Annotated in this window: 19 protein-coding genes and 2 tRNA genes; 7 read left to right on the top strand and 14 right to left on the bottom strand. The window is 48.2% G+C overall.

Annotated features, from left to right (window positions below):
• Positions 1–10: 10 nt before the first annotated feature.
• The 11 genes from F1593_RS07495 to F1593_RS07445 form a co-directional block, all read right to left on the bottom strand.
• Positions 11–475: an HAD family hydrolase gene (locus F1593_RS07495; protein ID WP_149400936.1), complete on the bottom strand. Its 465-nt coding sequence runs from the start codon at positions 473–475 to the stop codon at positions 11–13.
• 247 nt (positions 476–722) lie between these two features.
• Positions 723–1076: a GlsB/YeaQ/YmgE family stress response membrane protein gene (locus F1593_RS07490; RefSeq protein ID WP_149400935.1), complete on the bottom strand. Its 354-nt coding sequence runs from the start codon at positions 1074–1076 to the stop codon at positions 723–725.
• Positions 1077–1253: 177 nt separating this feature from the next.
• Positions 1254–1694 (bottom strand): HEAT repeat domain-containing protein, encoded by a 441-nt coding sequence (locus tag F1593_RS07485; protein ID WP_149400934.1) that lies wholly within the window; start codon positions 1692–1694, stop codon positions 1254–1256.
• Positions 1695–1751: 57 nt separating this feature from the next.
• Complete coding sequence (locus F1593_RS07480) at positions 1752–2225, bottom strand: ribonuclease FAU-1 family protein (protein ID WP_149400933.1); 474 nt, start codon at positions 2223–2225, stop codon at positions 1752–1754.
• A 236-nt stretch (positions 2226–2461) separates the two neighbouring features.
• Positions 2462–3058, bottom strand: a complete 597-nt coding sequence (kdpC, locus tag F1593_RS07475; protein ID WP_216368808.1) for a potassium-transporting ATPase subunit KdpC — start codon at positions 3056–3058, stop codon at positions 2462–2464.
• An 83-nt stretch (positions 3059–3141) separates the two neighbouring features.
• Complete coding sequence (kdpB, locus tag F1593_RS07470; protein WP_371873804.1) at positions 3142–5235, bottom strand: potassium-transporting ATPase subunit KdpB; 2094 nt, start codon at positions 5233–5235, stop codon at positions 3142–3144.
• Positions 5236–5346: 111 nt separating this feature from the next.
• On the bottom strand, positions 5347–7080 hold the full coding sequence (gene kdpA / locus F1593_RS07465) for a potassium-transporting ATPase subunit KdpA (protein WP_149400931.1): 1734 nt from the start codon (positions 7078–7080) through the stop codon (positions 5347–5349).
• A gap of 31 nt (positions 7081–7111) precedes the next feature.
• Positions 7112–7207 carry a potassium-transporting ATPase subunit F gene (locus tag F1593_RS07460; RefSeq protein WP_149400930.1) on the bottom strand — a complete coding sequence of 32 codons (96 nt, stop codon included), beginning with the start codon at positions 7205–7207 and terminating at the stop codon, positions 7112–7114.
• 152 nt (positions 7208–7359) lie between these two features.
• Positions 7360–7767: a response regulator gene (locus tag F1593_RS07455; protein ID WP_172631940.1), complete on the bottom strand. Its 408-nt coding sequence runs from the start codon at positions 7765–7767 to the stop codon at positions 7360–7362.
• Between the two features lie 221 nt (positions 7768–7988).
• Positions 7989–9626: a ribosomal protection-like ABC-F family protein gene (gene abc-f, locus F1593_RS07450; protein WP_172631939.1), complete on the bottom strand. Its 1638-nt coding sequence runs from the start codon at positions 9624–9626 to the stop codon at positions 7989–7991.
• A gap of 498 nt (positions 9627–10124) precedes the next feature.
• Positions 10125–10949 (bottom strand): sugar phosphate isomerase/epimerase family protein, encoded by an 825-nt coding sequence (locus tag F1593_RS07445; protein ID WP_149400927.1) that lies wholly within the window; start codon positions 10947–10949, stop codon positions 10125–10127.
• A gap of 620 nt (positions 10950–11569) precedes the next feature.
• Between F1593_RS07445 and F1593_RS07440 the strand changes: the two genes are divergently transcribed.
• From F1593_RS07440 to F1593_RS07430, 3 genes are all read left to right on the top strand, one after another.
• Positions 11570–11652: transfer RNA gene (locus F1593_RS07440), tRNA-Ser, on the top strand.
• A gap of 269 nt (positions 11653–11921) precedes the next feature.
• On the top strand, positions 11922–13535 hold the full coding sequence (locus F1593_RS07435) for a DUF4388 domain-containing protein (RefSeq protein ID WP_172631938.1): 1614 nt from the start codon (positions 11922–11924) through the stop codon (positions 13533–13535).
• A gap of 56 nt (positions 13536–13591) precedes the next feature.
• A complete protein-coding gene (locus F1593_RS07430) occupies positions 13592–14656 on the top strand; it encodes a sigma-54 interaction domain-containing protein (protein WP_149400925.1) in 1065 nt (354 codons plus the stop codon).
• A gap of 35 nt (positions 14657–14691) precedes the next feature.
• On the opposite strand, the gene F1593_RS07425 is transcribed toward F1593_RS07430, so the two are convergent.
• The 3 genes from F1593_RS07425 to F1593_RS07415 form a co-directional block, all read right to left on the bottom strand.
• Positions 14692–15960 (bottom strand): molybdopterin molybdotransferase MoeA, encoded by a 1269-nt coding sequence (locus F1593_RS07425; protein ID WP_149400924.1) that lies wholly within the window; start codon positions 15958–15960, stop codon positions 14692–14694.
• Between the two features lie 82 nt (positions 15961–16042).
• Positions 16043–16116 (bottom strand) — tRNA-Glu (locus F1593_RS07420).
• 127 nt (positions 16117–16243) lie between these two features.
• A complete protein-coding gene (locus F1593_RS07415) occupies positions 16244–16660 on the bottom strand; it encodes a VOC family protein (RefSeq protein WP_149400923.1) in 417 nt (138 codons plus the stop codon).
• Positions 16661–16945: 285 nt separating this feature from the next.
• Here F1593_RS07415 and F1593_RS07410 point away from each other — a divergent pair, with 285 nt between their 5' ends.
• The 4 genes from F1593_RS07410 to F1593_RS07395 all read left to right on the top strand — a co-directional run bounded on the left by F1593_RS07410 (position 16946) and on the right by F1593_RS07395 (position 21421).
• A complete protein-coding gene (locus tag F1593_RS07410) occupies positions 16946–17962 on the top strand; it encodes a DUF929 family protein (RefSeq protein ID WP_149400922.1) in 1017 nt (338 codons plus the stop codon).
• 450 nt (positions 17963–18412) lie between these two features.
• Positions 18413–19093 carry a histidine phosphatase family protein gene (locus tag F1593_RS07405; protein WP_172631937.1) on the top strand — a complete coding sequence of 227 codons (681 nt, stop codon included), beginning with the start codon at positions 18413–18415 and terminating at the stop codon, positions 19091–19093.
• An 81-nt stretch (positions 19094–19174) separates the two neighbouring features.
• A complete protein-coding gene (locus F1593_RS07400) occupies positions 19175–20011 on the top strand; it encodes a hypothetical protein (RefSeq protein WP_149400920.1) in 837 nt (278 codons plus the stop codon).
• A gap of 180 nt (positions 20012–20191) precedes the next feature.
• Positions 20192–21421, top strand: coding sequence for a glycosyltransferase (locus F1593_RS07395; RefSeq protein WP_149400919.1), 1230 nt, complete (start codon positions 20192–20194; stop codon positions 21419–21421).
• The last annotated feature ends 207 nt before the right edge of the window (positions 21422–21628 follow it).

Raw genomic sequence — 21628 nt, 5'->3', positions numbered from 1 at the left:
TAGTACTTGTCTAGCTACGTAAGGTGGCTAGTAAGCGGTCGGGTTTTAAGAGTAGATCGATAGCATCGAGTGGACCAGAGATGATGATGTCTGCGCCTTGCATCGTCCTGGTGGCAACTCCTTCTGGTGTAATCACTGCTACGCCAATCGTGGCTAATCTTAACATAGTGGAGTCATTGACGCCGTTTCCAAAGGCAATTACATTGGCAGGTCCAAGATTTTGCACATAGCGCATTTTTTCGTCTCCACGATGTGTTTCGTGGATACGAAAGCCGAATGTCTTTTCTAGTTCTGTGATATTTCCATGACTATTGGCGCTTAGTAAATGAATTGTAAGGTGTGCAGATAACGTCTTGAGCTGTTCTACAACCCCTGCGATTGCGACACCATCCACGGCGAGGGTGCCGTTTACATCAAAGACTGCATGTTGCAGTTCGATAACACCTCTTTGGGGAATGTCAATCTTTATAGCCAATGGTTTTATTCTCCCTCAATTATAATTCTTGTTTAAGCATAACTCACCAGTCTGCCTTGTGCAAGGATCTTACTTTTTGGGAAGAGGTTGGTTATCCCTGGAATCCGTAGCACGCATTCGATCAGATGCTACATGCAAAGAAGCACCAGAAGAAATTTCTTCTGATGCCCCTCACTGTACTGCTATCTGGATACAGGTGCTCTGCATAATGTTATATCTCTTGAGATAGAGAGCTATAGATATTTTCCTAAAACCAGCGACGGCGGCGGGTACGACGGGGGCGGCGTACATAGCTTCCGCGACGGCGGTAATAGCGCTCGTAGCCAGGGCGATAGACACGATGATACCCCAGACCGCTCCAGAGTGCAACCAGGATTGCCGCTACCAGTAAAGATGTGAAGAGAGGTGCACCACCGATGATATAATCGCCAGCGAAATGGAGACCCAATATCCCAACGACGATGATCATCCCAAGGAAGCCGATGATGGTTGCTCCAATCAATCCATCTCGTGTTCTGCGGCGCGCAATCATTTCGCCAATAAACGCACCAATTAATGCGATGATCAGCCAGACAATGAAATTTCCTATAGTGAAATGCATACTCTAACCTCCATGTCTATTTATATGTATGAGTTCAGTCCTTTTTAATACGTATTGTTTAGCTTTTCCGCTTCATCCACATCATTATGGGAATGAATGGATGGCGCTCGCTTGCCTGGATTGCGCGTAACAGCGCAATCCACTGCGCCTGTTGAGAAATGTGAGATATGAAATTGTTTAGCTGATCGCATAGAGCCTGGGTCGTTTGTTTGTAAGCATTTCTGGTGTTTGTCCCAGACCGGCCAGGGCTAGCGACGCTGAGAGGCGAATCGCTCGTGGTTGTTGGTGGTGATGCGCCAGTTGTTGTAAGAGCGGAATCGTTTCCTGATCATGAAGCTGAGTTAAAAGCCAGACAATTGCTTCTCGTTCAGCGACATCACTCTGTTGGAGGGAAGCGACAAGGTGTATCGCAAAGTGTTTGCCATAGCGTTTCTGGCATTGCTGGAGACGTTGTTGTATCTCTCGTGTAGAAAGCGTGCTGTGATTGGTTAATGCAATGAATTCGCAGATTTTGCTGTGAATTTTTTTATAAGATTGAGACTCAAGCTCTAAAACATTCCACTTGCCTTCTTGAGAAGCTGGTGGTGATTGGAGCAGCCTGGCGTCCCTTTTTTCCATCAAGAATAACCTTTCCGGGCTATGCTAGCCCACCATGCTCTAGCTAAGCGTAGAGCGTCACGAGAATGCTGCCAGACTGGAAAAAACCTCTGTACGGTTTTCCAGTAGATGGAGCAACGTTTGTAAACCCTGGCGTGCCATTTGGCGCTGTTGATGATGAAGCATTGTGGCAGCTTCAAACTCGTCCTCATCCAGAATGAGAGGATTTCCCCTAGGATCAACCCAGACATCCAGAAAGAGGTCAACCTGTTCAATATGGGTTGCGAGAATGCGTGCCGGTTCAGCAATATTGCAGTACCAGCCTTTGCGTACACCATCCGGGCAGGCGATATCGAAAATATTAAACCAGCGATTGGTATAATAATATTCGATAAAGCGATCTCCTGGTTCAAAGCGCGTATAGCCAAGGTCCCGTTCTGTCATCGTCCAATTGGCCTGAACGACAACCCCGTGGGGTGAGCGATGGATAATGTCGCCTGTATAGCGCACCTTTTCTCTCCCCAAAGGATCGAGTTTGATAATGGTAATCATGAACCCTCATAACGCGAAATGGCATAACGATATTTTAAACAACAGTCTATAGTGTATGTTAAAGTGCCGAAATCTGCAATGGGATATTTGCGTGTAATTTGTTTGCTATCCTACCTGTTTTTAGCGTCGGTTAACTATCCTATCCTGATCATTTTTATGAAGCAGGGAGATAGAAATTGAGGATAGAGGCAGGCGCAACCTGCCTCTATCCTCAACAGTAAAAGAGATGAGTACTCTTATTTTTTGAGCGCATCCAGGGCAATGTTCAAATTGAGAACGTTAACATGTGCTTCACCGAAGATCCATAAGAAGCGTCCGGTGGTATTGTCTGCAACCAGTTTTTTGACCTGATCCGGTGTGAGCCCCCGTTCATTAGCGATACGTGGAATCTGAAAGTAGGCTGCTGCTGGTGTAATATCCGGATCCAATCCTGAGCCAGATGAGGTAACCAGGTCAACTGGCACTGCGACACCAGGATTCTCTTTTTGTAGTTCCTCTGTGCGCTGTTTCACAGTTTTGATCAATGTCTTGTTTGTTGGCCCCAGGTTTGATGCCGCTGAGTTCTGTGCGTTATAGGGCTGTGACTTGCTGCCATCGTTTGCGAGGGTCGCGGACGGACGACCATGGAAGTAACGTGGAGAGGTCCATTCTTGTCCAATTAGATCCGAGCCAATGACCTGACCATTAACGGTATGTAAGCTACCGTTCGCCTGATATGGGAAGATGACCTGCGAAATGGCAGTTACAATTCCAGGATAAATTAATCCAATGATGATCGAAAAAAGGATCACCATCATAATGGCTGGCCGGAGAGATTTATTCACGATACTCATATTCATAATGCTGTTTCCTTTGACTTGTTCTGCCATATCGGCAGGGACCGCTGACGAGCGGCCCCTCGGACTGACCAGGCATCCTATGCCAGATGCAATGCGACTAGAATAAGGTCAATAATCTTAATACCGATGAATGGAATGCTGATTCCACCCAGACCATAGATCAGCAGGTTACGGCGTAACAGTGGACCTGCTCCGATAGGCCGATATTTTACACCGCGCAGTGCCAGCGGTATCAGGGCAATGATAATCAAGGCATTGAAGATAACAGCAGAGAGCACCGCGCTATGGGGTGTTGCCAGATGCATAACATTTAATGCATTTAACTGCGGATAGGTGACGGCGAAGGCTGCCGGAATAATGGCGAAGTATTTCGCGACGTCATTTGAGATACTAAAGGTGGTCAGGGCACCACGGGTGATCAAGAGCTGCTTACCTACTTCAACGACCTCGATGAGTTTGGTCGGATTGGAGTCGAGATCCACCATGTTGGCGGCCTCTTTCGCGGCCTGTGTTCCGGTATTCATGGCGACGCCGACATCTGCTTGAGCCAGCGCTGGTGCATCGTTGGTACCGTCACCAGTCATCGCGACCAGACGCCCGCCTTGTTGTTGTTCTTTAATCAGTTTCATCTTGGTTTCAGGTGTTGCCTGAGCCAGGAAGTCATCGACGCCAGCCTCTTTGGCAATAGCCGCGGCGGTCAATGGATTGTCACCTGTAATCATGATCGTGCGAATACCCATGCGGCGCATTTGATCAAAGCGTTCACGCATGCCACTCTTCACGATATCCTTCAGTTCAATCACTCCCAATACGCGAGCAGCGGTTGTTTTACCATTGGCACTTTGAATTTCCGCGACGACCAGGGGGGTACTGCCCTGACGTGCGATATCATTGACCAGTGCATCCAACTCAGCGCTGGATGTTCCGCCGTTTTCCGCCACATACTCGGCGACCGAGTCTCCAGCACCCTTACGGATTGAATGTAAGCTTGCGCCGGGACCAGCAATATCGACGCCACTCATGCGGGTCTGGGCTGAGAAGGGGATAAACGTTGCATCCGCCTGACCCTCTTCACTCAGGCCATATTTTTGTTTCGCTAGCACAACGACCGAGCGTCCCTCAGGCGTCTCATCAGCCAGGCTTGACAGCATGGCCGCATGTGCTAAATCCCGCTCATCCACACCAGGCAGCGAAGCGAAACGGCTTGCCATACGATTCCCAATCGTGATGGTGCCAGTTTTATCCAGTAGCAGCACATCGACATCTCCAGCAGCCTCGACTGCACGTCCACTCATCGCCAGGACATTGCGTTGTACCATACGGTCCATACCCGCGATACCAATGGCTGAGAGCAAACCACCAATCGTGGTCGGGATCAAACAGACCAGCAGCGCGATCAGGGTCGTTACCGAGACGGCGGTACCGGAGTAGATCGCGAAGGGTTCGAGCGAGACACAGACCAGCACGAAGATGATCGTCAGGCTGGTAATCAGGATGTTCAGGGCAATTTCGTTTGGCGTCTTCTGGCGAGAGGCGCCTTCAACCAGAGCGATCATACGATCCAGGAAGGTCTCTCCGGGATTAGCTGTGATCTTGACCACAACCCAGTCTGAGAGGACACGTGTACCGCCTGTGACTGCGCTACGATCACCGCCACTCTCACGGATCACAGGAGCAGACTCACCAGTGATCGCCGACTCATCGACGGATGCCACTCCATCGACCACCTCACCATCGCCAGGGATTACATCACCAGCCTCGACCAGTATTAGATCACCTTTACGGAGATCTGGAGCGGCCACCTCTTCAAATTTACCCTTACGGTCGCTTGTTAACAGGCGCTTCGCGCTGGTAGTTGTCCGTGCTTTGCGCAGCGTGTCTGCCTGAGCTTTCCCTCGGCCCTCAGCCATGGCTTCAGCGAAGTTGGCAAAAAGGACGGTAAACCACAACCAGATCGCTACTGCCAACACAAACCAGGTTTCACTCTGCAACTGAGCACTGGTGAATGCACCTGTTGGCGCAGTAAAGAGCAATAAACGGAAGAATTCAATCGTTGTGACGACACTACCAATCTCAACCACAAACATAACAGGATTTTTCACCTGCACTCGTGGATCGAGTTTGATAAATGAGTCGAGCACAGCACGGCGCAGAATCTTTGCATCAAAGATTGAGAGGCTACCTTTTTTCTTGTTCTTCTGCTGTAGTTCCGCCTCTGCTGGCTGCTCTAGTACTGCTTGTGTTTCAGGAGCGTTATTTGTCATATGCGTACTCATTTTATATTAGAATGCCTTTCCTGAAATCATCAGTAAATGTTCGACAATTGGACCCAATGCATAGGCAGGGAAGTAGGTAAGCGCACCTACAATCAAAATGACGCCAATTAACAGGGTGACGAACAATGGACCTGTCGTAGGGAAGGTACCGAGATTCGCGGGAACGACTTTCTTCTTCACTAATGATCCTGCCATCGCAAGTACCGGGATCAGGAAGGCAAAACGACCAATGATCATAGCAAGACCGAGCGTCCAGTTATAGTACGGGGTATTGCCTGACAGTCCAGCAAAAGCCGAACCGTTATTACCGTTGGCCGAGGTAAAGGCATACAAGATTTCTGTTAGCCCATGCGGTCCTGCATTGGCAATTGAACTGCTACCCTGGGGTAAGACTATGCTCAGAGCTGAAAAGAGCAGGATCGAAGCTGGCAGGATCAAAATTGCTACTGCTGCCATCATGATCTCTTTGCGCTCAATCTTCTTGCCCAGATATTCAGGCGTCCGTCCTACCATCAAGCCTGCGATAAAGACCGAGAGTATTGCAAAGACCAGTATGCCGTAAAGTCCTGAACCAACACCACCAAAGACGATCTCACCCAGACCGATATTGATCAAGGGTACCAGACCACCAATTGGTGTATAGCTATCCAGGAAACTATTGACGGCTCCACAGGAGGCATCAGTTGTGACAACGGTGAAGAGAGAAGACTGCGTGATACCGAAGCGTACCTCTTTCCCTTCCATATTGCCACCAGCCTGCGTGGCTGATACTTGCTGGTTCAAACCGAGATTTGCTAGCATGGGATTTCCACCCTGCTCTGCTGTCAACGTGACGACGACGCCGATCAGGCAGAGGATGATCGAAACGATCCAGAGTACCCAGCCCTGTCTGGTATTGCCAACCATTTTCCCAAACATATAGAACAGGCCAGCAGGAATGGCAAAGATTGAAACGATCGTAATATACTCTGTGATAATGTTCGGATTTTCGTAGGGATGGGCGGAGTTTACATTAAAGAAGCCTCCACCATTTGTGCCAAAGTTTTTGATAAATTCTTGCGATGCGACTGGTCCCTGGGCAATAATTTGTGTCGCACCATTCAGGGTATGTGCGGTAATATAAGGACTGAAATTTTGGATAACACCCTGTGAAACTAGCACCAGTGCTCCCACAATTGAGATTGGTAACAGGATATAGAGCATACAACGAGTCATATCAACCCAGAAGTTGCCCAGATGTTGCGCGCTACGACGGGATAAGCCACGTACCAGCGCAACTGCCAGGGCTATGCCGGTGGCTGCAGAGGCAAAGTTGTGAAAAGCCAGACCAACCATCTGTGTCAGATAGGTCATCGTCTGTTCACCAGCGTAGTTCTGCCAGTTTGTATTGGTGGTGAAGGAGGCTGTCGTATTAAAGGCCAACCGCTGTTCGACCGCTCCCATTCCCTGTGGATTGAAGAATGCTCCCTGCCATTGCTGTGTGCGCATTATGATGTACAACAACAGCATTCCTACCAGGCTGAAGAGCAGCATATCAATGACGTAGCGTTTCCATGAAGACTCTTCTTCATGGTTCACACCAGATATTCGATAGAGCACACGCTCTACTGGCACAAAAAACGGCGATAGCCAGGTGCGCTCACCATTAAAGACCCTGCTTAGATAGAGGCCCATTGGTTTCGTAACTACCAGCAGTAGGATCACAAAGGCAAGGACCTGCGCGACACTATTGAGCGTCACAGTTTCACCTCACTTAGTTGAAAACAGTACATTAGAATTTCTCAGGCGCTAGCAGCGCGAATACCAGATATACAATCACAAGTAATGTGACAATACCAACCAGGATATATTCCAGCGGAGTGTTCATTACATCCCTCTCTCTACAGTTGATCGCAGCCTACCGCGAAGCCGATAAACACAACAAATGAGATAATTGAAACGGCAATGCAAATGAGATCTAGAAGCATATCTTTCTCCTCGTATGACCGGAAAAGTATCAGCAAAATAGGTTATGCTGTGCTACACCGTGTCTGTCTGATTCCTCTGGGATGCCTCGGCTGCAAAGCGCAGCACCGTTTCCATCGGAAACGGTTTTGGCAAGTAAGCAAGAGGATGAAACTCGGCCAGGCGATGGGGGCTAACACGTACAGCGGAAAGTACCACAACTGGAAGCTTATGGGCCTCATCACCGATATCGTGTATGCATCCCTCCTGCTGCGCTGTTCGTAAGACATCCCATCCGGTCTGATCGGGAAGATTGATGTCCAGCAAGATCAGATCGAAGGCGCTGGTTCGCAGGAAATGGATGGCACTCAATGCATCCATGGCGATAGCTACTTCATGGTGGCGCGCTTTCAGATTGCGGCTTACCAGATCACATAGAACCTCGTCATCTTCAACGAGTAGTATGCGTGCTCCAGTCGTCATTGCTTTTCCTTCAGTCGTGTTGTACATATCCCTCTCGCAAGCGTGAAGCGGTCAATATTTTTCAATCGATACTTTTCCTCACGGCTTAATAAGTGTAGTCTGGGATAACTCAATGTGAGTTCTGGAGAACACAGGAATATCTCAAATTCTTCTCAAGAAAAACTCATGCCAACAAAAAAAGCACCCCACGAGGTGCTTTTTTTGTTGGCATAGTACTGCTACTAAAAAGTGAGTTGCTTCTCACTGTAGTAGGAGAAATTGCCGGGATAAGATTGTACCGTATGATCAGATTCGATGGCAATGATTTTTGTCGCGACTTGATCTAAAAAGTAGCGGTCATGAGAGACCATGAGGATGGTGCCTTCGAATTGTTGTAGCGTTGTTTCCAGCACTTCTACTGATGGAATATCCAGGTTGTTGGTTGGTTCATCAAGCACCAGAAAATTCGCCTCTGTCAGCATCAGACGGGCGATTTGTAGTCGGCTCTTTTCTCCTCCACTCAGAGCACGAATAGGTGTGTGCATATCCTGATAGGAGAATAACAGACGACGGAGTAGCGCAATCGCTTGTGACTCGCTCATCTTTTTTAAGCGCGTGACAAAATGGAGCGGCGTTTGCTCAAAAGGTAATGTCTCCTGTTCCTGCGCATAGTAGCCTGTGATGATACTGGGGCCAATCTTAATCTCTCCCTGCGAGATGGGACGTAGGCCCAATAAGCTTTTCAGCAGCGTGGTTTTTCCACTGCCATTCTCACCTACAATCCCTACGCGTTCCCCATGCAGGATAGTCAGATCAAATGTTTTGCAAAGCACGCGCTCATTGATAGCAATACTCAAATTTTTGACTTCGAGTACTTTCTTGCCGCCACGCTCTCCATTCAAATTGACCTGGATGGTATTCCGGCTCATGACAGGTTTCTGTGTGAGTTGTTCTTTAATACGAGCGATGCGCTTCTCCATATTGTGCATACGTCCAGCAAATTTATCGTTTTGTTTCGCCCATTCACGCAATTGAATGAGGCTAGCTTCAAGGCGTTTAATTTCATCCTGCTGAGTCAGATAATACTCATAGCGCTGTTGTAAACGCTCCTGTCGCTCTTTGACATAGGCACTATAGTTTCCTGTATAAACATCCAGCGCCCCATCCTCGAGTTGATAAATCTTTTTGACGATTTGATCCAGGAGATGGCGATCATGGGAGATGACCATCACCGTACCTGGATATTCGCGAATAAACTGTTCCAGCCAGAGCTTGGCTTCGATATCGAGATGATTATCGGGTTCATCCAACAAGAGCAAATCTGGTGTTTGTACCAGAATACGTGCCAGATTTACCAGTTTTTTCTCTCCACCACTCAGGGAGCCCAGGGTCTGATCATACCAGGCTTCTGAAAAGCCCAGACCCATCAGTACGGTCCTGGCCCGGTGTTCAACGTTATATCCATCCAGGGCTTCAAAACGGAGCTGGGCTTTGTCATAGGCCTCTAGGATTGCCGTCAAGCGTGTCGGATTGCTGGTTAAAATGGGATCAGCCATCTGTTTTTCAAGTTGACGCAGATAAGCAAGATGTGCGGCAAATTCTTCAGATACTTCCTGCACTACTTCCAGAATCGTTTTATGATACTGGCGAGGATCGATCTCCTGGGCCAGATGGCCGATAGTCAGGCGTCGTTTCCGGGCGATAGTGCCTTCGGTTGGCGTCTCCAGATCAGCTATCAGCTTGAGCAGGGTTGATTTTCCACATCCGTTTTCTCCAACCAGGCCAATCCGTTCGCCAGTCAAAATTTCTAAATCGAGCTCGTCAAAAATTGCATTGCCTGCGTAGTCTTTACTGACTTTTGAAAATTGAACTAATAACATCGCATCTTCCTTTGAGGGTGTGCACGGCACAATGGGAGCAGGTCGGCACACGTGTAGAGCATACATACATGCATACATGCATACAGCACAGAGCAGGTAAGGGAGAGGAATGCCTGAACATAAGCTGCTTTGGGAAGAAGATGAGATGACGCCCTGGTTTTTGAAGAAGGTAGAAGAAGAAGTACAGAGAGAAGCAAACCTACGTCTCACATGATGTGGACACGTAGCGTTTCTTTACGACATCAGCACTGCTTTCCACCGCATAAGCAAATGTATCAGGCTTATGCGGCAAGCACATGTGTGATTGCTTTATAGTGGTAGTGATAGGCCAGAAACTGTGCAATTTTATCTTGCACAGCACGGCAGATAACTTCATTCTGCATACAATCAATCATACAAACTCAACAGCAAAAAGTCAAGCATTTGATGAAAAATGCTTGACTTTTTGCTGTTGAGTTTGAGATGCACACAATGTGTAGATGTATCGCTGTTTGATAGCTACCAGAGAAAGCGGCGTATAAAATTCAGGCTGGCATGGAGTTGTGCCAGATCCACTTCCTTATCGATAGTAATCGCTGGCGATTCGAGGCTCAGGTTGCCTGTAAAACCTGTCTCCTGCAATTGTGAAAAGAAGCGTTGGAAATCAATATGTCCCTCACCGGGATGGAGATAGCGGCGTTTCCCGTCTACAAATGGCTGTCCTATAGAATCTTTGATATGGACATGATGTGTCCGTTGCTCTTTCCATAGCCATGGTGTTTGGAAAACTGTTTCTAGCTGCTTGTAATTAGCGAGAAATTCAGTATCCAGCGCAAAGTGGCTACGCGGCTCATAGGTGAAAGCACGCTGTAGATTCGTTAGCGGATCAAAATGCCGTCCTGGAATACTTTCCAATGCTAGTTCTACGCCATGTTGAAGGGCTATATCATAGCATTCGTGTAGTACAGAGAGATTATTATCCAGGTTATCATCCAACTCGGGCCAGTTCCAGAGATGCAACACTACTATTTTACAGCCCAACCAGCCAGCCAGTTGACAATTTTTAGCTAACATATGAACGCCTCGGGCGCGTTCAGCTGGATCTGTTTGACCGAGTGTTGTCCCAATATTTTTCTCGGTATGCATTGCTGGAAAACAGAGCTGAGAGCGTTGAAACTCTTCTGCGATGCGCTCGATATGGGAATACCAGGAGGGATAAAACATCACCTCGAAGCCATCAACCTCAAGGTAAGGACCATATTTAAGAATGGCTTGATAGCCTGTGAGATCTGGATAACGACTAAAAACACCGGTTGAACAAAGTAATTGTACTGATTGACTCATTCCAAAAACCGCCCTGCCAAATTCTAATAGTACATTTTTAAAGGGTACAATTTTCTTTTTTCTATTGTAACCCCTAAAGATCGACAATTGCAAACTTGTGCAATGAAATCCAGTGCTAATGTACTACTGCGTCTCCAAAATCGGTTAAATATCCTGCTCTATGCTATACTATATACATGCCATACATGCTAAGTCTGGATCGTATCTTCCAGCATTTTGAGGTGATTCTTGAGGCCCTGTAAAAACGTGGCAAAACATATCCCGTTGAGGTTCCACGTCTGCCTCAGTGTAATAAAGTTGAACTTTTTCAATATATTGTGTCGGCTGATTCTTGGCAAGGCATGGTTGAGTTCTCTCTATGCGTGGAATGGGTCGAGATTGGTGGTTGGTCATGCTATGGCTGCTCTGTTAGTGTTTTATTAGCAGGCAGACGATACCATAGTTGTTCCAAAGGTACTATGTCCATATGTAGGTAAATCTATACTTTCGTCTGCAACGTAATAAGAGAGGGTACGTCTTGTGTGAAGGGATAGAAAACCTGTGAAACGAATATCTTGAACCTGGAAAATTCCTGTATAAAACCCCTTCACAAGTCGGCATAGTTGTGGTATATTATCTGCGGAAGGATGGCAGAGTGGTCTAATGCGGCTGTCTTGAAAACAGCTGGATGAGAGTCCCGGGGGTTCGAATCCCTCTCCTTCCGTTCTAGAGCAGATGATATACATGAACGTCTGCTCTAGATTTATTTTATCTACTATTGCCTCAAACGTGCCAGGACATCATGCCCTAATTTTAGCTAGCAGCAGATGATACTGACAATGAATTTCAAGGTGCTTTGCGAGAATCTACACTGTGCGCATATGGTTGAAATAGAAAAAGTAGTCGTTGGCTCTCGTGGAAGTAGTGTCTCTGTTCTCTAAGAGAAAGGCAGGGGCAAAATGAGGGCCGTTTTGGGACGGACGGTGAAGTATTGTGTCACTGATAGGTACATTAGAGCAGTTCGGTTTAGCAAATGTGTTGCTACGACTTGAGAGGCATGAAAAGACCGGCTTACTGATCATTCGGCAGAGCCCGCAATGGATTGAATTTTATATACGTGATGGTCATCTATTATGCGTTGGCCCTCTACGTACATATGCCTCGCTTGGTGACCGCCTCGTACAGGACGGTGTTATTTCACTGTATGTATGGAATCAGGTGCGCCAGACCCTTGGGAATGCCAATCTGGGTGAGTCACTGATTGCGCGTACATTGATGGAAACTGGCAATGCCAGTCGCGACGGACTGCGTGCCTGGGTTATTCATAATACTGTTGAGGTTTTAAAAGTACTTCTGCTGTGGAGTGCTGGCGATATTTATTTCGAAGAAGGAACGCCACCACCGGCTGAACGCCTGCTGGTGTCTATGTCTTTTTCGGATTTACTCGGGTCGGCCGCTGCCACCACGACGCCTGCACCTGTGGCTGTTCCGCCTCCCCCAGCGGTCTATAGTCCTATTGAGCCGCCAATACCTATGGTTGCTATGCAACCTCCATTGCCTGCCCAGCAGCCACCTTCAACGCCCGCTTTGCCTCAAACACCAGTTACGCCACGCACTCAACCCAAGCCGTCTCCTGACGTGGCACGCGTTCCTACGCTAATGAGCGCTTCACAATTTTTTGATGATACACCGTTTGCGACCCCTTCTTTTGCGACATCGTTTCCATCGACTGGATCGCTTTCAACGCTTCCTGCGGAAGAGGCTAAAGTGCCGTCTTCAGGTGATGCGACGCCGTCTTTTGCTGATCTAGCTCCATCCTTTGCTGATATTACGCCACCTTTTGCTGATGCGATGCCATCTTTTGCTGACCTGACCCCTTCCTTTGCTGATGTTGCCCCAGCGTTCTCGGATGAGGCTCCGCGGCAAACCGATTCTGGTTTTGTATCGTTTCTTGGCAATATGGATTCCGTTGCTGCATCCTCTCCTTTGTCGCCTACGCCGGTACTCAATCCCGTTCCGCCTAAGCGTATTGATACATCGTTTATGACGCCGGATATGGTGCTCTTGCCCAAGGATCTCTCGCTGTATCGTGAGCAAAATCCGCAGGTACAGATTACGCAGGATCAGTGGTGTGTTTTAACGCATGTGGATGGGCGTACCTCGTTAATGGCAATTTGCCAGGATCTGGGCGCAACACCAGATATTGTGTGTCCGATTGTGGGTGAGCTGATTGCTGAAGATCTGATTACGCCGTCTTTCCCAACTGATGATCCTTCGCCTGCTCCAGTTTCTGGCGATCTGGTTGCTTCAGGATTGAGTAATGGCTATGTCGCTCCTGGTTATGCCTCTGCGGCTGCCTCCCCCTGGTCTGCTTCGCTTCCCGCTGTTCCTCCTTCTGCTGATCTGATGACGCCACCAGCCTTTGTCGGCCCGACTGATACGCATGGAGTAACGACAGAGTCACAGTGGGGGAATGGTGGAAATGGGGCAACCTTTATTCCTGGACGAGGTTGGATTACAACACCACAGCCGTTGCAACCATTGGCACCAAGTGGACCTCTGGATGATATCAATGGCATGTATGCGCCAATGAGTCATGATTACTAGTCTATATGTAAATGATAACCTGATCTAAGTGTGTTGGATAGGTGGAGGAGGTTGTTGTGTTTCAGTCGGAAAAACAGGCTTCGGCTGAGGTGGTTACCACGATAGAGACTGAAGACCCCATCGCTGGCATGGTAATTGGTAGATGTCCCGCTTTGCTGAATATCATGTTGACGGCGCATCAGGTGGCGACATATCCACTTGCAAGGGTTCTACTTCAAGGTGAGAGTGGGACCGGGAAAGATGTTATTGCGCGCGTCATTCATGAGTTAAGTCACCGTTCTTCAACCCCGGGTCTATTTGTTCCTATTAATTGTGCCGCTATTCCAGAGGATTTATTAGAAACAGAGTTATTTGGTGTTGAGGCGGGCGCATATACAGATGCGAAGTTTTCGCGCGATGGCCTGCTGGCGCGTGCCCATCGAGGAACCCTCTTCCTGGATGAAATTGGGGCGATGCCTTTGGTTCTACAGGCTAAATTACTCCGCTTTCTTGAGACATGCAGTTTCCGGCGTGTCGGTGGCACAAAAGAGTTTCACGTGCAACTACGCGTTATTTCTGCGACAAATACAGATCTGCAGGCCGCTGTGGCTCGAAAGATGTTTCGCGACGATTTATTTTATCGCTTGAATGTAGTTACCCTTTTCATGCCACCTTTACGAGAACGTCAGGAGGATCTTCCTCTGTTAATTGAGCATTTTTTGCGAAGGGAAAGTGCGCGTCGAGGGATAGCTCTGTCAATAAGTGATGAGGCTATGAGTTTGCTTTTACATTATACATGGCCTGGAAATATTCGCGAACTGCAACACGCTATTGAACAAGGATGTATCCTATGCGATGATAATGTAATTCGACCCCAAAATTTGCTTAATGTCGTATCTACTGCATCTGCGAGTGATAGTTATCAATTATCTGACTTATTACAAAATTTACACCTTCCCGCCGAAGGCATAAATTTGTCGGCGCTTCTGGCTGGTATCGAATATTCGTTTATCCAGGATGCCTTGAAACGCTGTGGTGGCAATCAGGTACGAGCCGCCGCTTTGTTGGGGATATCACGTGATAAATTGCGCTATCGGCTGGCGAGCAGATCCAGTTATGCTTCTGAGGAAGCCTATCCTTAACCTGGCAATAGCTATCCTATCCTGTGGGATACGACTTATTCTTCCTGCTGCGTCTTCTGTTGGAGGTCAAGGGTATCCCAACTGTTTACTTCGGGCCAATCCAGCATGAGTGCGGTGAGCGTGTCTCCTGCGTGCGTGACGATGCCACCTTCGGGTACGATCACAAAGGCATTGGTATGCAGAAGTGAGGTCATAATATTGGAGCCCTGATTTCCTGTGGTGCGAGCTACAAAGTGTCCCGCGTGCCATTCCACCGCAGCACGCACATAGTGACGACGCATGGCTCGATCTGGGATATCGTTTGCCAGCGTAACCTCTATCTGAGGTTTGAGCAGGTTGTGTTGTCCCTGGAGTTTTCGAATGACGGGACGGGCAAAGAGCTCGAAGGTAACCGCACTGGAAACGGGATTACCCGGCAGCCCTATCAATGGTGTCTCACTGATATCACCGAAGGCGACCGGTTTGCCAGGACGCATATTGATACGCCAGAAGCTGATATTTCCCTGTTCTGCCATGATATCTTTGACCAGATCGAAATCTCCTACCGAGACGCCGCCAGAGGTAAGAATAAGATCATACTGAGACGCTTCAGCAAATTTTTCGCGGAGACTGGCGACAGTATCTCTGGCTACCCCCAGCCGATATGCCTCTGCTCCTGCCTGGCGGACGGCAGCTTCAAGCAAGTAACTATTGCTGTTACGGATCTTGCCTGGTTGCAGTGGTTGGTCAATATCTACGATCTCATCGCCTGTGCCCAGAATGGCTACTCGTGCTCTGCGCACAACGGGAACTGTTGCCCAGCCCAGCGTCGCCAGCACGCCAATCTCCCACGGACCCAGTTCTGTCCCGGTGGTTAAAATGGTTTGCCCGCTGCGCATATCTTCTCCCACGGGGCGAATATTATTGCCGGGTTTCACTTCTTGCAGAATTTCAACCCAATCACCGTTGGGACCTCCATGGCGAGTGAGCTCAACCTGGATGACGGTATCCGCGCCAGGAGGAACGGGAGCACCAGTCATAATTCGCATCGCTGTGCCTGGCTCAATTGCATGATGCGCGATATAACCCGCAGCGACGCCACCTGTTACCCGTAAGTGGGGAGGTTGGTTTTGTTGTGGCTTACTATCCTGGCTACGTAAGGCAAAGCCATCCATGGCAGAATTAGCGAAAGGTGGTATGTTCTCTCGCGCGATAACTTCTTCAGCCAGAATCAAGCCCAGTGCATCCGATAAAGGAACATGTGTCACGGACAATGGCGTGATATTTGACAGCATATTCAAGAGTGCTTCTTCAACGCTCATCATGGCTGAACCTCCCAGACAGGATAATACAGAAAAGCCTGGCTCACTTAAATAAATTATGTGATGCCAGGCTTTTCTAAAATAGTACCTCGTACGGGATTCGAACCCGTGATCTTTGCCTTGAAAGGGCAACGTCCTAGGCCGCTAGACGAACGAGGCAGGCCTTGTTGTCACTTTCGCTCCAACGAAATGGATTATAGCGTATAGTCCAGACTTTGTCAAGCACTAATTGCATGCAATTGGCTCTCTATTCTTCCGGGGGATTGAGAGGAGGAGGATGGAAGTTTCAGGCATTGTTGTAGTCATTCAGAATGGTGGTGAACTCAAGGCGATTGCCAGCCGGGTCCAGACAGAAGAAGCGGGGACGGTTAGGAATCGGCGATCCTTCAAATGTCGTATAGCCAGCCTCTTCAACCGCCTTTTTATAGGATGCCAGATCATTTACCTCAAGGCAGAAATGGCGGCTTTCTTCTGGTCTCTGCAAAAGGGTATCGGGAACAAAATGTAGTTCCATCTCGCCAATACCAGCGGCAAACCAGACTAATCCTTTATCCGCCAGGGAGGCAGGGACTGGTTTCTCTTGTAATCCAAGGAGCTTGCCGTAGAAGGCACGAATCTGTGCTTGAGAACCTGGTGCGATGGACAGGGAAATATGTTGGAGCCGAGGATGAATAAATCCTTTTTGAGCATAGCGGGACTGCATCTGTTTCCTCCTGTACTATATGTGCTGCATCGTTTACTTATTGATATGTATCATTTTGGGATAGGCTAGTTTTAGTGTATCATACATGGGATTAGGTTTGATGTTTTATGATGAATAGAAAGGCCCTGAGCCGAGAGTGTGCGGTGATTCCCCCTCTCGAAGGTAACAATGCAACAGGGCTGCTCGTATTTATTGATATAGACCTGCATAGAGTAGCGTGTACAGGTTTTTTCCTATGCTACAATAATCTGAAAATTGAACCAACCCATCGAAAAGGTAGCTCAAATGGCAAAAGTAAAGCATCATACGACGTCTGCTGCTCAACGCCGGGAACAGGAACGCGTGCAACGTGGGCAACGCAACCAGGTCGCCCGTAATCAAGCCCGGAGCAGACGCTCGAAGAAAAGCTCCAGGAATGCCTGGTTGATTGTCGGCGTTACTGTGGTGTTATTAGTTCTTCTCATTGTGGGATTCGTCCTGCTTGGTAATAATAAGCCATCACAGAAAGCCGTCACGGTTAAATCAACGGTGTATCAATCTCTGACAAATGTAAAGCCCGCTTTATTGTCACAGGTGGGGGCTGGTAGTGTGTCGTCTGGACTCAGTTCAGTACTTAAACCAGTCAAAAATACGCCTGTCCTTAAGGGCCCCAATGGTAAACCACAAGTGTTTTATATGGGTGGAGAGTTTTGTCCTTATTGTGGGGCGCAACGCTGGGCAATGATCGTCGCGCTGAGCCGTTTTGGAACTTTCACCACAGCACCATCTCCCCTTGTCTCGGGCGAGCTCAGTGTGCCGACGTTCTCGTTTTTTAATTCGGCGTACAAGAGTGATTATATCGACTTTGTGCCGGTTGAGGTCTCTGACAATAGTCAGCCCAATCCAAAACCGCTCCAGAAATTAACACCTGAGCAGCAGCAATTGGTAAACACCTATGATGCTCCCCCTTATACAAGTGCGGCGAGCGCTGGTAGTTTCCCATTTATCAGTGTCGGGAATCAATATGTCTCTGCTGGAGCGTACTTTCCTCACGATATCCTGATTGGCAATACGCATGACTATATTGTCAGCCAGCTACAAGATCCAACTACCGACATTTCTCGTGCTGTACTGGGATCTGCCAATTATCTTACCGCGCAAATCTGTAAGATTACCAACAATCAGCCGGGCAGTGTCTGTAATGCAGACCCGATCCCATCCCTTCAAGGGAAATTGCCACAAGCTTCGCTTTCGACCGGGAATACAGTGGTAACGAATAGTGTGCTGCCCCAGGCTATCGAGACACGCAAACGTATCGCGTAGTACTCGCATCTCCTGGATACTCCAGCGCTGATGTGTAGATACGAATATGCTGAGACGATAAAAAAAGATGAGCGATGGTAGAATCGCTCATCTTTTTTTATCGTCTTGCTGAGTGTTTGCATTCGCGCATAGCCTGCAAGCAGCTACGGCATTGTCCAGTATCTGAAAGAACGTGAGTTGCACCTTGAATATCTTCGCTGATACAATGAGATACAATAGTCGGCTTGATGAAAACGTTTGATGGCGTCGCCTCTCCTTGTGGATAGCGTGTACGTCAGAAGAAGAGATCTTCATATGCGACAGATATGGGAAAATATTCGGGGGTGGCAGCAAGGATGGTCCGGTCGGTTTGCCGTCCTGTGGTTTGCTCTATGTGTGAAATGGCGTTTTATCGGCAGATGTATACATATCTGGATAGATCCGACCTATAGAGAAAGTATTCAAAAGCGTATGAAACAAACATTGCTTATTGTACGGCATGGGCAGACAACATGGAATGTAGAACATCGTTTACCCGGGCAGCTTGAGGGTGTGGCACTGAATGAGAAAGGGCGTGAGCAGGCGGCCCATCTGGCTGAAAGCTTACGTGAAGTGCCGATTAGTGCATTGATCAGTAGTCCTCTTGAACGTGCATATCACACGGCTGAATATCTGGCGCAGGGGCGCACCCTTGAGATCACGCTTGAACCCGATTTGATGGATACCAATGTCGGTCGCTGGTCCGGTCAGGTTATTGGAGAGCTGGCGAAGACAGATCCCGATTGGAACGCCTATGTCAAAAATCCAACTGTGGCTCCAGAAGGTATTGAGACATTTATTCAGGTACAACAGCGGGTTGTCGCTGCTGTAGAGCGCTGGCTGACCAGGGACGATATCGGGTCCTATCCCGTCTTCGTGGCCCATGCAGATGTGATTAAACTCCTGCTGGCTCATTATGCTGGTTTAGATGCTGGCAAAGCCGGAAATTTTTCCATTGATAATGCTTCGGTGAGTCTGGTTGAAATCGAAAAAGAGCATGCTCCCCATGTTGTCGCGATTGGCTGGAGTCCAAAACCTAGTTGGCTCGATGCCTTGACGCGACCCGCAGAAAAAGCGATGCCCGAGCCTCCGATGGCAGAAGCGGTTGAATAGTAAGCATCGTGATCGATAAAAGAACGTTGCTGTAGTGTGATTGTCATAGTGTTTTGCTTGTTTTAAGAAGGGAAGCTCAGCATGTTTGATCCCCGTGACCCCTATGAGCGTCATTACTGGCATTATGAGTCGCGCCGACCACTGTCTGTGGCTCAAATTATTGCTTTACAAAGCGTCGATGTGGAAACCGCTGGCCTCATCTGGTTATTACTTGAACATGGGACCTCTTTGACCGTTGCTGGCCCAACTGATCCTCAACCGGGCGTGGGAAAGACAACCACACTCAATGCGCTGCTGCAATTTCTCCCCGAGAATACCGCCCTGGCCTATATGTCTGGCATGTACGAGAATTTTTCCTTTACCCGCCTGCCAGATATCGATCCTGCCAGCACCTATGCACTTTGTAATGAAGTAAGTGATCATTTGCCTATTTATATGTGGGGACGCATAGCACGCCGTTATTTGATGTTACCAGGGCAGGGATATCATATTGCCACCAGTGTTCATGCCGATACTATTGACGACGTATTGTATATGTATCAACACGATCTACGCTTATCTCCTGCTGATATGCGACGTCTGGGATTGATTATCAATATTGGTTTGATTGGACATACTTATCCCGCCCGTCGCCGTTGGTTTTCAGCTCACTATATTCAGCCTCATATCGATCCAGATCGCCCGGATGCTGTCTTACCGGTGCCACTTTCCCTGTGGAATTCAGCGGATGATAGCTTTGAGCATGCCGATGCGCCCATTCTTTCCGATCTGGCTGGCTGGATTGGGATGCCAGAAGATGAGTTCCATGCTGCCCTGGCACGTCGTATTGCCTGCCTGGATGATCTGGCTCGCGGTGGTGGAGTTGATATGCAAACGATGTTTGAAGCTATCAGTGAATTGAATGCAAAAGAAGCATAAATCTGACTTTGTTTGTTTCTGGAATAGAATCCGGGTTTTGCCATGTTTTTATTTATGAAGAAGCAGAAAGGAGCATCGCTCATGTCAGCATATTGGCACGTGAGCAGTGAAGGGCGTTGGCCACGTATCTGCAACCTTTAATTGCCTTGTTCACTTGAAGAAAAGAGGAGTTTGTAAGACATGTCGTATGCTGTTGCCATGCTCAGCATCCACACATCTCCCCTGGATAATCCAGGCCAGACAAAGGATGCTGGAGGCATGAATGTCTATATCCGTGAGTTAGCGAAAGAATTAGCGTCTCAAGACGTTAAAGTTGATATTTTTACCCGCCGCACACATGAAAACCTTCCTCAGGTGGTCCATATATTTCCCAATGTGAGGGTTATTCACATTAAGGCTGGACCCATGGTTTCTCTGCATAAAAATGATTTGTACCAGTATACTCCCACTTTTGCGCGCCACATTGAAGAATTTCGAAGAAGAGAGTCTATAACGTATGACCTTATCCATAGCCACTATTGGATTTCTGGGATAGCAGCGCTACGGCTGGCAGATTATTGGAATGTTCCTCATGTCACGATGTTTCATACCCTGGCTCGGCTCAAGCAACTGGCGAATCCCAATGAGACCGAACCTGCGTTGCGTCTGGAGATGGAGCAGCAACTTATCCATCAGGCGGATCGAATTATCGCTGCCACAGAGGATGAATATCAGCATATGTTGCGCTATTGTGGCGCAACCCCTCATCAGGTTGACGTCATTCCTTGTGGTGTGGATTTAAAGTTGTTTGTGCCCCATGACAGGCAGGAAGCCCGCCGCTATCTGGGTCTAGCTGAAGACCGGCCTACATTATTATTTGCTGGCCGGCTGGATCCCTTCAAAGGACCGGATCAATTGTTACGCGCTGCTGCATTGATGCAAGAAGATGCGCAGATTGTGATCGCAGGTGGAATGCTCACAGGAGACGCTGATCTGGAGAATTTGCAGCAATTGGCTCGTACATTACAGATTGAGCAACGTGTACATTTTGTTGGTGCTCGTCCGCGTACAGAGATGCCCTGGTTTTATAGCGCCGCCGATGTTACCGTCATACCTTCCTATCATGAAACGTTTGGCCTGGCGGCTGTAGAGTCACTCGGGTGCGGTACGCCAGTTGTCGCGACACGCGCCGGTGGACTGATGACCGTGATACATCACGATGAGACTGGCTTTCTGGTCCCTCGCTGTCCGGGCTTCTTTGCAGAGCGTTTAGACATCCTTCTGAAGGATGCATCCTTACATGCCAGAATGAGCGCAGCAGCGCGCCCATCGGTACAGCAATTCGCCTGGGAGCATGTCGCTCGACAAGTATTGTCCATCTATCATAATTTGATTAGTGCAGATCATTGTCTGGTGGCCCTTCAAAGCTAATCTTCTCAGTTGACTCCTCTGGATACCCTGTTATGAAACATTCTTTTTCTTGTTAAGGTTGGAGGCTGGCAAGTTGTGCTAGCCTCCACCCTTACTGTATTTCTTCTCTTATGTAGATAAGTCAGATCTATGATTTGTAGAGTTTATAGAGCAATGGTTTTGAAATTAGCTTTTTAGTAGAAGAAGCACGCTGCATTTGAGTCAAAA

This window comes from Dictyobacter arantiisoli, assembly GCF_008326305.1.
In the GTDB taxonomy this organism is placed as follows: domain Bacteria; phylum Chloroflexota; class Ktedonobacteria; order Ktedonobacterales; family Ktedonobacteraceae; genus Dictyobacter; species Dictyobacter arantiisoli.
The sequence above is the reverse complement of the archived record's forward strand: the minus strand, read 5'-3'. Positions and strand labels throughout refer to the sequence as shown.

Bases quoted from the DNA above. Each gene is read 5' to 3' on its own strand.
- F1593_RS07405 (WP_172631937.1), top strand. From the start codon at position 18,413: ATGAAACAAACATTGCTTATTGTACGGCATGGGCAGACAACATGGAAT.
- F1593_RS07415 (WP_149400923.1), bottom strand. From the start codon at position 16,660: ATGCAGTCCCGCTATGCTCAAAAAGGATTTATTCATCCTCGGCTCCAA.
- F1593_RS07480 (WP_149400933.1), bottom strand. From the start codon at position 2,225: ATGATTACCATTATCAAACTCGATCCTTTGGGGAGAGAAAAGGTGCGC.
- F1593_RS07455 (WP_172631940.1), bottom strand. From the start codon at position 7,767: ATGACGACTGGAGCACGCATACTACTCGTTGAAGATGACGAGGTTCTA.
- F1593_RS07395 (WP_149400919.1), top strand. From the start codon at position 20,192: ATGTCGTATGCTGTTGCCATGCTCAGCATCCACACATCTCCCCTGGAT.
- F1593_RS07485 (WP_149400934.1), bottom strand. From the start codon at position 1,694: ATGGAAAAAAGGGACGCCAGGCTGCTCCAATCACCACCAGCTTCTCAA.
- F1593_RS07425 (WP_149400924.1), bottom strand. From the start codon at position 15,960: ATGATGAGCGTTGAAGAAGCACTCTTGAATATGCTGTCAAATATCACG.
- F1593_RS07400 (WP_149400920.1), top strand. From the start codon at position 19,175: ATGTTTGATCCCCGTGACCCCTATGAGCGTCATTACTGGCATTATGAG.
- F1593_RS07410 (WP_149400922.1), top strand. From the start codon at position 16,946: ATGGCAAAAGTAAAGCATCATACGACGTCTGCTGCTCAACGCCGGGAA.
- F1593_RS07460 (WP_149400930.1), bottom strand. From the start codon at position 7,207: ATGAACACTCCGCTGGAATATATCCTGGTTGGTATTGTCACATTACTT.
- kdpC (WP_216368808.1), bottom strand. From the start codon at position 3,058: ATGAGTATCGTGAATAAATCTCTCCGGCCAGCCATTATGATGGTGATC.
- abc-f (WP_172631939.1), bottom strand. From the start codon at position 9,626: ATGTTATTAGTTCAATTTTCAAAAGTCAGTAAAGACTACGCAGGCAAT.
- F1593_RS07490 (WP_149400935.1), bottom strand. From the start codon at position 1,076: ATGCATTTCACTATAGGAAATTTCATTGTCTGGCTGATCATCGCATTA.
- F1593_RS07445 (WP_149400927.1), bottom strand. From the start codon at position 10,949: ATGAGTCAATCAGTACAATTACTTTGTTCAACCGGTGTTTTTAGTCGT.